The organism is bacterium, from assembly GCA_035703895.1.
GTDB lineage: Bacteria > Sysuimicrobiota > Sysuimicrobiia > Sysuimicrobiales > Segetimicrobiaceae > Segetimicrobium.
On sequence record DASSXJ010000140.1, the window covers coordinates 1 to 13,912 of the forward strand.

Annotated in this window: 15 protein-coding genes; 5 read left to right on the forward strand and 10 right to left on the reverse strand. The window is 64.9% G+C overall.

Annotation, left to right across the window (positions count from 1 at the left end):
* The 6 genes from VFP86_09510 to VFP86_09535 all read right to left on the reverse strand — a co-directional run.
* Nucleotides 1-107: DUF899 family protein (locus tag VFP86_09510; GenBank protein ID HET8999869.1), on the reverse strand; the 107-nt coding region annotated here is incomplete at its 3' end.
* A 67-nt stretch (nucleotides 108-174) separates the two neighbouring features.
* Entirely contained in the window at nucleotides 175-648 is a 474-nt protein-coding gene (locus tag VFP86_09515; GenBank protein ID HET8999870.1) for an SRPBCC domain-containing protein, read from the reverse strand.
* Complete coding sequence (locus VFP86_09520) at nucleotides 642-1,025, reverse strand: metalloregulator ArsR/SmtB family transcription factor (GenBank protein ID HET8999871.1); 384 nt, start codon at nucleotides 1,023-1,025, stop codon at nucleotides 642-644. Before VFP86_09520 ends, VFP86_09515 begins: the two co-directional genes overlap by 7 nt.
* Before the next feature lie 425 nt (nucleotides 1,026-1,450).
* A complete protein-coding gene (locus tag VFP86_09525) occupies nucleotides 1,451-1,822 on the reverse strand; it encodes a hypothetical protein (GenBank protein HET8999872.1) in 372 nt (123 codons plus the stop codon).
* Between the two features lie 165 nt (nucleotides 1,823-1,987).
* Nucleotides 1,988-2,182, reverse strand: coding sequence for a hypothetical protein (locus VFP86_09530; protein ID HET8999873.1), 195 nt, complete (start codon nucleotides 2,180-2,182; stop codon nucleotides 1,988-1,990).
* 115 nt (nucleotides 2,183-2,297) lie between these two features.
* Nucleotides 2,298-2,717 (reverse strand): hypothetical protein, encoded by a 420-nt coding sequence (locus tag VFP86_09535; GenBank protein HET8999874.1) that lies wholly within the window; start codon nucleotides 2,715-2,717, stop codon nucleotides 2,298-2,300.
* Between the two features lie 561 nt (nucleotides 2,718-3,278).
* Between VFP86_09535 and VFP86_09540 the strand changes: the two genes are divergently transcribed.
* Nucleotides 3,279-3,473, forward strand: a complete 195-nt coding sequence (locus VFP86_09540) for a hypothetical protein (GenBank protein HET8999875.1) — start codon at nucleotides 3,279-3,281, stop codon at nucleotides 3,471-3,473.
* A 50-nt stretch (nucleotides 3,474-3,523) separates the two neighbouring features.
* Nucleotides 3,524-3,946: a type II toxin-antitoxin system RelE/ParE family toxin gene (locus VFP86_09545; protein ID HET8999876.1), complete on the forward strand. Its 423-nt coding sequence runs from the start codon at nucleotides 3,524-3,526 to the stop codon at nucleotides 3,944-3,946.
* 11 nt (nucleotides 3,947-3,957) lie between these two features.
* Here VFP86_09545 and VFP86_09550 read toward each other — a convergent pair whose 3' ends face one another.
* From VFP86_09550 to VFP86_09560, 3 genes are all read right to left on the reverse strand, one after another.
* Complete coding sequence (locus tag VFP86_09550; protein ID HET8999877.1) at nucleotides 3,958-5,883, reverse strand: hypothetical protein; 1,926 nt, start codon at nucleotides 5,881-5,883, stop codon at nucleotides 3,958-3,960.
* Nucleotides 5,880-6,368 carry a redoxin domain-containing protein gene (locus tag VFP86_09555; GenBank protein ID HET8999878.1) on the reverse strand — a complete coding sequence of 163 codons (489 nt, stop codon included), beginning with the start codon at nucleotides 6,366-6,368 and terminating at the stop codon, nucleotides 5,880-5,882. The genes VFP86_09550 and VFP86_09555 overlap by 4 nt, the downstream gene beginning before the upstream one ends.
* Before the next feature lie 1,579 nt (nucleotides 6,369-7,947).
* A complete protein-coding gene (locus tag VFP86_09560; GenBank protein ID HET8999879.1) occupies nucleotides 7,948-10,338 on the reverse strand; it encodes a LuxR C-terminal-related transcriptional regulator in 2,391 nt (796 codons plus the stop codon).
* A gap of 825 nt (nucleotides 10,339-11,163) precedes the next feature.
* Here VFP86_09560 and VFP86_09565 point away from each other — a divergent pair.
* From VFP86_09565 to VFP86_09575, 3 genes are all read left to right on the forward strand, one after another.
* Nucleotides 11,164-11,328 (forward strand): hypothetical protein, encoded by a 165-nt coding sequence (locus tag VFP86_09565; GenBank protein HET8999880.1) that lies wholly within the window; start codon nucleotides 11,164-11,166, stop codon nucleotides 11,326-11,328.
* 395 nt (nucleotides 11,329-11,723) lie between these two features.
* Nucleotides 11,724-12,959 carry a hypothetical protein gene (locus tag VFP86_09570; GenBank protein HET8999881.1) on the forward strand — a complete coding sequence of 412 codons (1,236 nt, stop codon included), beginning with the start codon at nucleotides 11,724-11,726 and terminating at the stop codon, nucleotides 12,957-12,959.
* A 79-nt stretch (nucleotides 12,960-13,038) separates the two neighbouring features.
* Nucleotides 13,039-13,302, forward strand: a complete 264-nt coding sequence (locus VFP86_09575) for a hypothetical protein (protein HET8999882.1) — start codon at nucleotides 13,039-13,041, stop codon at nucleotides 13,300-13,302.
* 22 nt (nucleotides 13,303-13,324) lie between these two features.
* Here the strand turns inward: VFP86_09575 and VFP86_09580 are convergent.
* A partial coding sequence (locus VFP86_09580) for a response regulator transcription factor (GenBank protein ID HET8999883.1) occupies nucleotides 13,325-13,912 on the reverse strand: 588 nt, incomplete at its 5' end.

The window sequence follows — 13,912 nt, forward strand, 5'->3', positions numbered from 1 at the left end:
CACCGCGCCAGTTCGTCGCTACGCCGCGTCAGCGCCTTCTCGGCCTCGAGCAGCTCCAGCCGGGCCGCAAGCCACTCTTCACGTGTTCCGGTCTTATGATCGGTCATTGGTTCAGCTCCTTTCCCTTGGGGCAGTGGACAGACGAGCCTTCGATGGATCGGCGCCGAATCGCTTCTACCGGTTTCCGCGGAGTGCGACGTTTCGACGCTCCGCACCTTCCCGAACCTTGGTGAGGATGTAGCTCCATCCTTGGCTTGCGCCATCTCGATGGTCGGGGGGGATCTGCCCGATCGCCCGGTGTGCAAACTTGAGGCGGGTCACGCCGCCTTCCGCCGTCAGCCGGTATTGCACGTGCGAGATCGCCGGGTACGACATGAACAGCGGCCCGCAGATCTCCAGGAGCGTGGGCGGTTTGATAACCTGCACATGCCCCCACAGATGGCCCGTATGGTCTCCGAGATCCCTGTACCAGCGACCACCCGGCCACGGCTCGAGCTTCATGGGGAGCGGCGACCCCTTCCCCGCCTCGTTGAGTGGCCCGAGCTGCTCCAGGAGCGTCTCAAACACCATCTCGATCGGCGCTGCGATCTCCTCTTCCTTCGTGATCTCGAGCGTGTGAATGGCTTGCTCTGACGTGCCCGTCACCATGATCCTCCCTCCTTGTCTTTAGCTGGTCGGCTCTCGTGAACCGATTGTTCTCTCATCTTACTCTCAGCCCGCTCCTTGATTCGGTCGATTTGGCGGCCCCAGTGGCGCTCATACGTCTTCACCCAGTCGTGCACCGGCTTCAGTTCCTTCGCGTTGAGCCGATACAAGCGAAGTTGCCCGTATTTGCTCACCGACACAATCCCCACTTTGCGGAGCACGCCGAGGTGCTTCGACACCGTCGGCTGGGGCAGCCGAAGCCTCGCGACGACCTCCCCGACCGCGTGCGCCTTCCCGTCCACCAGCACCCCGATGATCGCGCGCCGCCGGGGCTCGGCAATCGCGTTGAAAACATCCGTGGTAGTCGCAGCCCGCGGCATTCTTTGATTATATTCTCATATAGGCATATGTCAAGCGAAAAAATCCCCGGCCCGCTGGATTCGCCGGGGTGCTCCTCAGTTCGGCGATCAAGAACGTGGACGGCGGCGCGCCGAATGGGCGCGCCGCCAGGTCACGGGGAGGGCGCTGGAAGAACGGTCACGGTGGTACCAGGCGTCGTACCCATCTGCAGCTGCTCCCCCAGACCGACTCCAGTGTTTTGTGCGGGATTCGGGCCGGGGATTACGACTTGGTACTGTGGAAACGAAGGCCCGGATCCTCCTGCCGGCGCTTGCTGGACGATCACCAGCGCGTTCGTCCCGGGGGCGCCTGGTGCGACCGTGACCCCGGTTCCCAGGGCCAATGCCACAATTCCGATACCAACTGCGAACGCCAATTTCTTACCCACCATCATCATTCCCACCCACTATTCCAGAGTCGGCGGCATCAGGTCGATCGAGATGCTTCCGGAAACAGTTGCGGTTCCGGTGTCCACGAGCGTTGGGGCATCCAACCTGAAACTCGTCCGCGTTCCGTAGATCACTGCACCTTCGAAGGCACAGCCACCGTCGCACCGATACGTCCCGCCGACCACGGGTGCGCCGCCGGACACGATCACCCACTCGCCGTTGGCATAGGCTCCCTGGACGAACATCCCACCCCACTCTCCGGCGATCGTTCCGCGGGCGGGCGCCCCGGTGAACGTGAGCGTATACGGGAGCCTGGCGTCCTGCGCAGCCACTTGGGCGGCGAGGGCGCCGACGAGCACAAGCACAACGATCAGATAGCGCATTGTCATCACCCCTCCTTTCTTGCGACGCTCCGATTGAGGAACTTCCATCTCTACTGTTGCAGAGGTAGACGCCGGCGACATCGTCCCAAAGGGCATCCCTGCCGCAGACACCTGTGCGTCCCTTTGGCCCGCCGTCATCTTCAAGCGTCGCATCCGCGCAGATGAACGCCGTCAGGCTGCGGTGAGTCGCGAGTGAGACGCGCCGGTGTGTCGAAGCATGTTGAGTTCGGCGTGGGCTCCCTCCGCGGCCGCTTGGTGAAACGCGGCTACGCGCTTAGCCTCTCGCAACCGATCCTCATGGTAGCGGGCCCGCGCGACGAGCTCATCCTCCCGCATCCGGGCGTATAGGGTCTGCGTAGTTTCCATGACCTACACCTCTCTGCGACGACTGGACCAGGGCTCAGCCGGTCGTGGCCAGCCGTTACTTTTGAGCACGTCCTCGGTGGCCGACAAAGCGGAGCCTGTCGAGTTCCAACTGTGATCAGGGCTGGTAGTGCAACCCCTGCACGATGGCGCACAGCTGCGGCGCCTCAGGAATCGACCAGGCATTCGTCACCAACCCGTTTCCTTCGATGTCCGCGTAGACCGCCACTGCGGTGTTGAGATCTTCCTCGTCGTAGGCGATCATCGCCACCACATGACCCCCGATGGTGAGGGCTTGGAAGGAGGCATTATCGTCATCCGCCGGTCGGCCCGGCACGACATAGTTGACGTAGCTGACAACCGGGGCGCCAGCGGCGCACGACCCGAGGGGTCCTCCGTCAATTTTTGTGAGGCCGGTCACGAGGGACCCCATCCGGTCTCCAACCTTCGCGATTCGAAGAGCCTGGGCGGACGCCGCCATCGTGACGGAGACGGCCAGCAGGACCACTGGAATTCCGATATACCATTTGCGACTCATGGCTCACTCTCCCATTCTCTCGTCTTGCCTTTGACAGTGCCATTTTCGAAGAGCACCGGCATCGTCCGAATGGCCGCGTCCCCATTGGCCATAGGGGCACCGAAGGGACACGCCAGACTGCGCGAGGCGATATGGCTCGCGCGACATCTCCTCACTTCCTCGAGAACGAAGTCGTCCCTGACCACGAGCCGCCCGGCGGCCGCAGCAGCTCCACCGCCTCAGACCGAACCGTGCCGGGGATGTCGACCAGAAGGCTCGAGCCGGCCGTTTGCGCCACTGTCCGATGCGGACCCCCAGGGGGCGCGATGACGATCGCCATGGCTAGAAAGACGGTCGTGATCGCGCGGATACGGGGGTGATGGGCGTGGCGACACGTCTTGACGTAGAGGTTCTCAAACCATCAACCGGCCGGCATCGTCCCTTTGGGCAGGCGGGGCTCGTCCCAATGGACCTTGTTGGGCTCTGCGCCGACGAGCATACTTCGCTCGACAGAACGGAAGCGCAGGGCGTCTCGGCCCATCGCAGATCGGACCTGGATGACAGTGAGAGGGGGCATTCACCATGGTGCGGTTTCGCTGCCCTGAATGCGGGGAGGAAACGGAGCTTGAGGCGCAGCTCGGGTGCGAGATCGTCTCTGTCTATTGTCTCAAGCACACCGGTGGCGCGGACGCCCATCTACGGCCCGTGCACATGACGGCGAAGATGGAGCACGTAACGGTCTTGGCCGAACCGGAATGGACGAGGGTCGCGGCGTGAGCCACACCCGGCGTCCGGCGCTTCGGCGATTGCGCCAGGGGGGCGTGTATATGTCTGAGGACGCGCGGTACACCGGCCGCGAGCGTCGAGAGTTCGTCATCAGAGTCGAACAAGGCCTGGCGCAGGCCGATCTCGGCGAGACGGTTCCCCACACGGAGGCGGCACAATCGCCTGACGGCGTGATGCCAATCGCCTGGACCTTCCAGGCGGTTCAGGACATGGGGGCGGCGCGAATGTACTCTGCTCCGGACTCTGCCCAGTATGCGGCTTCAGTGACCGCGCAGCTCGTCTCGGCCGTCGATCGCCTCGCAGACTTTCCCTTATCAGGGGCCATGGTACCCGAACTTCAGGACGAGACCATCCGCGTAGTGTCTCTCGGTCCATTTAGGGTTGTCTACCGAGTGACCCCCTATGACCTCCAGATCCTTACTGTATTTCAGGACGTTGTTTCACGTTTCGCAGCATCTTCCTGACGCCCCGCCCGTCAACGGTCATGGAGGCGGCGGGCCGGATCGCCACAGTCTCCTGCTGCCGACGGGAAGCCGCGGCATACGCAGGACCTGCAGGTGTGCTGCGTCGGAGATATAGCGTCCCCCTCTGTGCCCCTGGGTCTTGGGCCACCCACCGACGGCATTAATTGCTCCAAGCCGAGCGTGAGCAGCACCGGATAATTCGCACCGCTCTCCGGCATCGTCGAGACGACCAGGAGCCGGTTCTCGCTCGGAGCGACCCGCACCATGGCCACCGGCAGCACGCCGCCCGCCGGCACCCGCGGCACGTCCACGATCCGTTCGTCGATGCGAAACATCCCTCCCGCCTGCCCCGCGACGGCGTGCATCACCAGCGTCACGGTCGCCGGCATCGGTGTTGCGTTATGGATGCGGATCTGGAACGTATAGATCACCCCGTAGTTGCCTTGGAGCGCATCCCCGGTGGCCCGCTCGCGGACGAGATCCTGTTCCCCGCCGAGGGCCATCATCGCAAACGGTCCCCCCACCACGTAGTCGCGCACCCGTTCGACTTCCGGTTGCTCGAACGCGCCCCGCTGATGGAGGCGGTCAGGAAGGGGAAGGTAGTCGCTTCCCGTGGGCGGATCGAGATCACCCTCCATGCGCGCGATGACCTGAAGGCCGAGCGCAGCATCCTCCACAGGCGCCACCTGCATGAGCCCGCTCGCGATCTCGCCCGGTGCAAGCGCATGCACGACCAGAGGTGATGTGGTATGGGCCGGAATCGAGAACAGGAACGCTTCGTGGCGCCAGTACTGCATCAGGAAGTCCCGGGCTGCCGCGTGACCAATCACGAGTTCGTCGGCCCCGGCGTTTGGCTCCCCGCCGGTCACCCAGACCGCGGCTCGTTTCGACGTCGGGTTGCTGAGCGCCACCGTAACCATCATCCGCCGGGCCGTCGCCCCGTTTTGGTGATGGTAGACCAAGCGCACCGCCTCGGCGGTCGAGAGCGTGGCGCTGAAGAGCAGGGTGCTGAACGCAACCGTCTCGGGGCTGTTGCTCACGAGAAGACGCTGCGTGTTTGACCATGAAGCCGCCGTCGCGAAGGGACCACCGGCGAGTCCCGACTCAGCGACAAGCGTCCCGCAGACCGCTACAGCGATCGCGATAACTGTCCACTGTCGTGCGCGTATCGTCGTCTCCCTTCCATGGAGACCCCTCAGAAGACCCCTCACGTTACACGATCTTCGCTCGGGAGGACGAGGCCGAAGTGGAGGTCCAGCGACCCGTCCGTCGTACCCCCCACCTTGTCGGGACCCCCGTTGGCGCCCCCGGAGATACGCGAGACTGGCCACCACGCCGAGCCCAGTCACGGGCCAACCCGCGAGGCTGTTCACGACCAGGAACCACCCGAGGGGCAAGGAGATCAGGGCTGCGTACAACGCGCCGCCTCTCAATAGAAACCCGAGCGCCCACAGCAGGGTCAGGTGTCGGAGCGCTGAACGCGTCGCAGCCGGGAACACCACGCCGTCCTCCCGCAGCCGGCTTAGTGTCTTCATTGCTACCGCCAGGAGGGGACGGCCGACCGCGATGGAGCCGAGGAACCCCACGCCGTCCAGCAGGTTTTCAACCACGCTACTCCCGGCGAACATGACCGGGTTGCCGGCGAGCAGGGCCACGGCCCCCTGGCCGGCCGTCACGGCAACTGCGTACAGCATGAATGGATTCAGGAACGACCGCCGCCAGTTGAAGACCGCGACCGCGAGCGTCCACGTCACCGCGGCGACGATGGCTTCCACCGGGAGTCCCAACGCCAGACCCGAGTAGTAGAGGACCTGTGGCGCAACGACGCCGAGACCGGTCCGCAGAGCGAGGCTGCGCACCCGCACCGGTTCGACCTCCGCGGGACTCCGCGTGATCGTCCCTCTCAACGCCGTCCACCGCCGGCCACAGGTTCTCACCACGCTGTCTCCGAATATCCGGCAAGCGCTTCGAGGGCCGTCAGCAGGCCGTCGACTCCGGGGTTGACCTCACGCGGCGCCACGTAGCGCCAGTGGATGATCCCGATGGGATCGATCACGACCAGCGCGCGGTCGCTTGTGCCCTCCCTGGGCCGGTACACGCCGTACGCTCGCGCCGCACCACCGCGGGGGGTAGCATCCGAGAGCAGCGGGAATCCCAGCTGGAGGCTCCTCGCAAACGCCTGATGACACCAGACGCCGTCTACGGAGATGCCGACCAATTCTGCGTTGAGGTCTAGAATCTGCGGCACGATCTCGTTGTAGTGCTGGAGTTGATCAGTCGAGACGGGCTCCCAATCGGCCGGGTAGAAAACGAGCACGACGGCCTTCCCGCGTGAGTCCCGCAGTGCCCAAGTGCGAGCGGGCGCGGCTGGGAGCACAATCTCAGGCGCGACCGCACCGGTGCCCGGCGTGGCCCGCGCCATTTGGTCCCCTCGGTCCGCTTGAATCATCGCCTACCCCTCTCCCGAACGTTTAGCTCGTTGAGTCTTCGGGCTCAATCGTGTCGCCGCGGAATCGAAGGCCCCAGCCCAGATCCCGAAGACTCAAATAGTGTCGCAGAGGGGGACGCCGTCGGCATCGTCCGAAGGGACAGACCTGGCCCGTAAGGTATGGACTTTTGGCCATCGCCAGCCCGTCGCGGAGAGAGCCCACCGCAAGTCCTCCCGGATCGTGCAGAAGCATACGGGGAATAGCACGCCGGCAGATAATGCGCTGATCCAGCATGTGCACGATCGATCGGCGTCGGTGCCGCCCTCGGGCTCCTGTGACCTCTTGGACGATGGGCGACGGCCGGACGGACGATGCCGGCGGTGCGCCGGTGCGCGAGAATTTAGGTGTAGTTCAGATCTAAACCAAGGAGGGATCGGTCATGCGGTACGTTGTCACAGCCCTACTCGTTTTAGGAGTCGGCATCACAGCAATGGCCCCTGTGGCGTCCGCCCAGGTTAACCCTGCCCCAAACAACACGTTCACCAACCAGTATGGAAACCAGGTTGTCCCACTCACGCCTGGTGGCAACGGCGGCGCCGTTTGCTATATGGACGGCGTGGCATATAGTTGCACCCAACCGGCGCCGATGACCCTGCCTACCCCATCTCGCTCGGGCGGCGGGGTTGCGGGCGGCAGCACGATTTGCCCGGTGATCGGTCCCTGCTACGAGCCACAAAATCAGTTCTATGGCGGCGACAGGAACTAGCGGTTCCGATTGACCGGCGAATGAAAGCAATCGGTTGCCCCGCATACGTCGAGGCGACCGATTGCTGCCCAGGGGTAGCGAGGCGATGAAAGGGATCTTAGGTCGTCAGGTCTGGGAGGGTGAGCCATGATCCGTAGGTCGTACGTTGCAATCCCCGTGGTTCTGTTGGCCATGATGGTCACCGTGGCCGCGTCCGCCGAGCCGCTTCGGATCGCGAATGTCGGAGACCGCATGGGATCCCTCGTGACCGGCCTCAGAAAGATCGATGGAGGACCCCCCGGGTCGTGCACCGCCGGCGCACCGGTGGTTAGTTATGTCGACTACGTCGTGCCGGGCCGACCGCCGGACGATTCCATCGATTCCAGCCGCACCGCCACTATGCGCCATCGTGCGGGGGTTGCATTACCAGCCGTAACCATCAACTGAGCTCAATGGCAATGAGCACGGTTCTACCCACCGTGTTTCGATTCCCCGGGTACCTCGCTCCCCTCGCACGCCGCGTGGCGGTCGTGGGGTCATTCAACGGTTGGGATCGGGCCGTGCATAAACTCGGCAGGAAGCCCGACGAAGACTGGACGATCATCGTGTATCTCCCCCCGGCCGTGTCGTGTACTGCTTCGACGTCGATGGAAACTACAGGCTTGATCCGTTCGCCGATGAACGGATGCCGAATAGCCGAGGATCGCACTATTCCGTCCGCTACATCCGCAACAGGGGCAATGGTGATGGCGGATGAATGGCAACAATCTGTCGCGCGATGTCGCCTGGATCCGAAGAGAAGAGGGGCGATCCTTTGCGGGAGACTGCTAGAGTAGTCCGCGCTGGATAGCCGTGACGGCGGCGTGCGCTCGGTTATCGACGCCCAACTTGTTCATTGCCGAGGCGACGTGCGATTTCACCGTACGCTCGGCGATGCTCAGCGCGGTGGCGATCTGCTTGTTGGGCAAGCCCTCGCCGATCAACCGCAGGACGGCCTGCTCGCGATCGCTGAGGAGCGGGCGGGGGCGCGGAGCGCCGGCGGCGGCGATTCGCTCGGAGGGCCGTGGCGGTGCCGGATCAAAACACGCCTGGGCAAGATCGGCGACCTGGTCCATCGACATCGCCTGCGCCTCTGCCACCGCCGCGCGGTACGCCGCGTCGCCCATCTGCCGGCGCGCGCGCGTGTGGAGGGCGGCATACGCCGCGTGGTCGTGGTATGTTGGACTCATCACCTCGCCCGTCCAGTCGGTCCACCCCTCCACGGCCGCCAGGAGACGCACAGCCCGTTCGACGTCACCGTGGTGCCCACTCATCAGGGCGGCGATTCCGACGGCATACATGATGGCCCGTCGGGACTCCGTCGCGCGGGCCAGACCGAGCGCCGCTGCCCCCAGGCCGGCGGCAGCGGTGTCGTTCCGACGCCTCAGCTTGAGTTGGGCGAGGCTGGTGAGGGCAAACGCCATGATTTGGGTGCTGCCTGTGCCGCGGGCCAGGTTTAGGCCCTCGGTGAGGGTGGCCTCGGCCCGTTCCAGATCCTCCAGCAGTATGAAGGTGCGTCCGAGTTCAACCAACGCGAACACCACATTCCTTGAGTCCCCCGCCCCCCGGCTCAGCACGAGGCTCTGTTCCAGGAGCGCCCGCGCGTCGCTGGCCTCACCCTGCAGCAGGGCGACGGCGCCGAGGCGGGAGAGGATAGTGGCCATCAGGACCCGGTCGTGAAGGGCCTCGGCGAGGGCCAAGCCCTCCTGCAGCAGTGTCCGGGCGTGAGAGTAGTCATCACTCTGCAGCATCGCCAGCAGGCCCTCCCCCGCGAGCGCTTTGGCACGAAGGAAAGCAGAGGAGTCTACGCCCAGCGCCCGCGCGTCCTGGAGCCAGCGCCGTCCCTCGCGCACGGAACCACGCCATGCCCAGAAATCCATCAACGCCACCGCGAGGCGCAGGCTCAGCTCACCGTCTCTCCGCTCCGCCGCCCAGCGCAGCGCAGCCCGGAGGTTCTCGTGCTCCGCCTCTAAACGGTAAAGCCACATTCCTTCCCGCGCGCCGAAGTACTCAGCCTCTGCCTGCTTCGCCAGCGTCAGATAGTAACCGACATGCCGGTCCCGTGCCGCGTCCAGCTCGCCACTTTCCCGAAGGCGCTCCAATGCGTATTCTCGGATCGGTTGGAGCATCCGGTATCGCCGATCGCCGTTCGAGGCTCCATTGGTCTGCACCACGCTCTTGTCCACGAGCAAGCCGAGGATCGCCCACGTGGGCGAGGCTGACTCGCGTTCCTGGATGACGGCCTCTGCCGCCTCCAGCGTCCACCCCCCCACGAAGACGCCCAACTGGCGAAACGCCGCCTGCTCGGTGGCGCTGAGCAAGCCATAGCTCCAGTCAATCGCGTCGCGGAGCGTGTGATGCCGCCCCGGCACATCCCGTGCTTCTTCGGTCGAGAGCAGAGCCTGCCCCTGGAACCGGGCCAGCATTGCTGCCGGGGAGAGGACATGACTGTGGGCGGCGGCGATCCGAATCGCGAGCGGGAGGCCGTCGAGCCGGTGCAGGAGTTCCGCAAGAGCTGACGCGTCCGCCTGCGTGAGCGCAAGATCTGGCTGGATGCGCCGCGCGTGCTCCAAGAACAGGGCGGCGGCGGGCGCCTGGGCGACGGATGCCGGATCGAGGGAACGCAGATCCGGCAGGGTCAACCCGCCCAGGGGGAATCGGTGCTCCAGGAGGAGATTCAACGGCTCGCGGCTCGTGGCGAGCACCTTGAGCTGAGGTGCTGCGGCCAGCAGGTCCGCCACCCGCGCCGCCGCGGGCAAGACATGCTCAAAGTTATCCAGGATCAACAGGAGGCGGCGGTCCTTCAAGTATGTGGTAACCCGGTCGGCAGGTGGGAGAGCCCCGGCCTCCTTGATCTTTAGGGCTTGGCCAATTGCCGTATCGACGCCGCCAGCGTCATGGAGCGGGGCGAGATCGACGAACCACGCCCCGTCCGGGAACGCGGGCTCGACGCACCGGGCAGCCGCCAGCGCGAGTCGGGTCTTCCCGATGCCCCCCGGGCCCGTCAACGTCACGAGCCGCACGGACGCGCCGAGGAGGAGCGCGCGGATAGCCTCGAGCTCTCGCTCGCGGCCGATCAATGGGGCTGGATCGGACAGGACCGTGGACGGCAGGGCGCCCAGGCAAGGCGAACCACCGTTTTGTCCCGCCCGACCGACAGGAGGGTGCAGTTTCGTCACTGTCAGCCCCCCCGTGGGGCGGGTGTTTCTCGTGTAGTTTCTCATCGCTCTTCGCAGGACCCCTCATGCGGCACAACTGCTGACGCGAGCACGCTATTCCCGCGGACGCGCGCACGCCGTCCCCAACGGTGACCTCGATGTCTCGTCCTTCAGGGCAGCATGACCATACGACCCGACGTCCGAACGGCCGCTTGCCTGCGGTGATTCGGACGAGGGCAGGGCGGCGCAATCCTGCCATGCTTGACCCACGGGCATGCACTCGGAAAGGAGGCGGCGAGAATGCCTGCTGCTCTCGAGGACACTCGATTCTAAACGCTCGACGAAAGCTCGTGGAGGCGAGTAAGATGACGAAACTCAGAGTAATAATGGTGGGGCTGGTCGTCGCCGGTCTGATGGTCCCAAGTATCGTATACGCTCAAAACGTGATCGAAGTACGAGGGACCATTCAAGCCGCCGACTGCCAGGCGAATACGTTAACGTTGATCGCATCCGACGGCTCTCACGTGTTCCAAGTGGTACCAAGCACTGCAGTGTTCGTAGACTCGGCCCGCGCAACAGACGTCTGCACGCTTCAGCAATATACAGGTAGCAACGCAACCGTGTGGGTCACAGCCAACGGAGACCAGATGCTGGCGGGGCGCGTGGATGTCTCCGTAGCCGCTGCGCCTGTTGTTCCTGAGTCGGTGCCGAGCTACGGGGATGGTCCTTACTATGGGCCATATTATGGGCCTTACTACGCGCCCTACGGGCCCTACTATCAACCATATTACTACCCGTTCTACTACCGACGCGATCGGGACTTCCACGACGATCGGGACTTTCATCATGACCGGGACTTCCATGGAGGCGACCGCGGTGGGCCTCATGGAGTCCCCAACGGAGGCGACCGCGGTGGGCCTCATGGAGTCCCGAACGGAGGCGACCGTGGAGGGCCCCATGGAGTCCCTAACGGAGGCGACCGTGGTGGGCCCCACGGAACGCCTAGTGTAGTGCCGCAGGGAGGGGGGAACGGTGGCGGCAGGCGTTGAGATTCCAAGTCGTCTGCGGAGAGGGGGAGGGAGCAATCGCGCCCTCCCCTTTACTGTTACAAAATACGGCCTGTTCCGCTTGTCTTCGTCACGTCATTTTGCCACAGCATGCAAGTCGTTCGACCACGCTCCCATGTCCTCTTGGACGAGGGGCGGACGGCCAGACGGACGATGCCAGCGGTGCGCAGTTGCGCCAGGGTCTTTGTGTAGTCGAGACCGATGATCTAGAAACGCAACGCGGCTCCATACTGGCCAATGAGCCGGCGGCGGCCGCGGCCCTTGCCGCGATGGAGCTCGCGTTCACGGCCGGGCTCGGACTCGAGCGTCATGCGATCGAGAGATAGGAGGCGATCAATCATGCATGTGAAAATGAATCGACGCTCGCTGCTGTCAGGGATCGGCGCCGGGCTGGGCGTGGCGGCCCTCGACGCTCCGCTCGCGCACGCCGGCGTCGTGCGTGAGACGTCACACCACCGCACACCCCGCACCGACGTGATCACGAACCTCGCCATCGCGTTTAGCCCGAGCGGGTTCATGGGGGAAACCCCAGGCGACCAGGAGTACTTCGAGCAACTCCTCAAGGCCGCGATTGTCCCTCCGCTGTCGGAGGTGGTGATCTACGCCCACGGCTGGCTCACCGATGCGAACAACCTGATGCTGATCTACGACACCCTGGTGCAGGGTTATGGTGCGATGATGCGCGAACTGAGCGGGGCCCCCTCGCTCGCTCTCCCCACGTCCACCCTGGTGATTACCACGCACTGGCCCTCTCGACGCGGCGAAAATCTGGAAGGCCCGGTCGGTCTCTTGGACGTCCTGACGTTCCCAACGATGGAAGCCCGAGCCAACTTCGTCGGCATCACGGGGATGGCCCGACTCATCGGCGATATCTGGGAGCGCCTGCTGGCGGACCCGGACCTGGCCTCGACCAGCCTGCGCCTGGTCGGCCACAGCTTCGGTTGCCGGGTGCTCTGCAGCGCGCTCCACACACTCGCCCAGAAAGTCCCCCACGCCTTTACGGCCCTCCAAACCCGAAACCGGATCGACATGATCCTCCTTCAGCCGGCGTTCCCGGCCGATGCGCTCGAGCCCAATGACCTAGCGCACGCCCATCCGTTCGCGCAGCTCGTGAACTATCAGAATCTGCGGATCCTGACGACGATGTCCCAATGGGATTCCCCTCTCGTGCGCTTCTATCCGGCGGCGGAGGGGCAGCAACCCAATGACGCTGTCTACGCGCTGGCCCCCGCGGGCACGCGGACCCGTGTCCCCGCCCTTGGGGGCGCGGGCCCCACGGACGCGACCTGGAGGGCGTTCAACGGGGACCTGCCGCGCACCGCGATCCCCGTCGGCCCCGGGTTCCGGCACGGAGACGTCATCGCGCACCCCGGCCAGCGCCTTTTGGTCGCCGACCTCACGCCGCTCCACGCGGCGCATCATAAGGAAGACATGGACCGTCCGGCCGGCCAGCTCCCGCCGTTCGGGCGGCCCGACAAACAGTCCATGAGCCTCTCAGGCTATCACACTGATATCTTTTGCCGGGAACTCTACCACCTCGGCCTCGGCTTTGCGCATGGGGACCGTGGGATCTGACGATCGTCACCGCCGGCGGAGACTTTGCTGGCGTCACGTTGCTGGCTCATGGTACGGACGGCGGTTCCATCACGTCGGCTTGCTGGTCGGCTGGCTGGTGGGGATGGTATCTGGAACCGCCATGGCGGCTTCGACCGGTTTCACGTCTGCCGTATACCCGCTGCGTATCGGGCACGTCACGGTCGCCGCTTATGCGGCACTCGACGCCTTTGTTCTCCACCTCGCCGCAGGGATCGTCGTGATGGTCGTCTTTCAGGCGTTGAGAGTCATGAGGCCTGACGACGAGACGATCCGGCGGGACTACGACACTGAGAAAACAGTTCAGGCGATGGCGGCGGACTGAGCTATCTGCTTGCGGAAGGCTGCTACAGGAGTCCGCGTTGGACCGCCGCGACCGCGGCGTGGGCGCGGTTGTCGACTCCCAGCTTGTTCATTGCCGAGGCGACGTGCGATTTCACCGTGCGTTCCGCGATGCTCAGAGCGGTGGCGATCTGCTTGTTCGGCAACCCCTCCCCGATGAGCCGCAGGACTGCCCGCTCGCGATCGGTGAGGAGCGGGCGAGAACGATCAGCGCCAACGGCAGCGATTGGATCGGTGCCCCGCGGGGTGGGGAGCTCGAGACTCGCCTGGGCCAGGTCGGCGATCTGGTCCACCGACATCGCCTGCGCCTCCGCCACCGCCACGCGGTACGCCGCGTCGCCCATCTGTTGGCGCGCTCGGGCGTGGAGGGCGGCATACGCGGCGGGGTCGTGGTACGTGGGGCTCACTAACTCACCCGTCCACTCGCTCAATGAATCCACGGCCATCAGAAGACGCACGGCCCGCTGGACGTCGCCGTGGTGCCCACTCACCAGGGCGGCGATTCCGACGATGTACTTGATGTCCCCTCGGGACTCCGTCGCTCGGGCGAGACGGAGCGCCTCCAAGCCCAGACCGGCGGCGCCGGGGTAATC

Bases quoted from the DNA above. Each gene is read 5' to 3' on its own strand.
- VFP86_09515 (HET8999870.1), bottom strand. From the start codon at position 648: ATGGTGACGGGCACGTCAGAGCAAGCCATTCACACGCTCGAGATCACG.
- VFP86_09520 (HET8999871.1), bottom strand. From the start codon at position 1,025: ATGCCGCGGGCTGCGACTACCACGGATGTTTTCAACGCGATTGCCGAG.
- VFP86_09525 (HET8999872.1), bottom strand. From the start codon at position 1,822: ATGACAATGCGCTATCTGATCGTTGTGCTTGTGCTCGTCGGCGCCCTC.
- VFP86_09530 (HET8999873.1), bottom strand. From the start codon at position 2,182: ATGGAAACTACGCAGACCCTATACGCCCGGATGCGGGAGGATGAGCTC.
- VFP86_09535 (HET8999874.1), bottom strand. From the start codon at position 2,717: ATGAGTCGCAAATGGTATATCGGAATTCCAGTGGTCCTGCTGGCCGTC.
- VFP86_09540 (HET8999875.1), top strand. From the start codon at position 3,279: ATGGTGCGGTTTCGCTGCCCTGAATGCGGGGAGGAAACGGAGCTTGAG.
- VFP86_09545 (HET8999876.1), top strand. From the start codon at position 3,524: ATGTCTGAGGACGCGCGGTACACCGGCCGCGAGCGTCGAGAGTTCGTC.
- VFP86_09555 (HET8999878.1), bottom strand. From the start codon at position 6,368: ATGGCGCGGGCCACGCCGGGCACCGGTGCGGTCGCGCCTGAGATTGTG.
- VFP86_09565 (HET8999880.1), top strand. From the start codon at position 11,164: ATGACCGGGACTTCCATGGAGGCGACCGCGGTGGGCCTCATGGAGTCC.
- VFP86_09570 (HET8999881.1), top strand. From the start codon at position 11,724: ATGCATGTGAAAATGAATCGACGCTCGCTGCTGTCAGGGATCGGCGCC.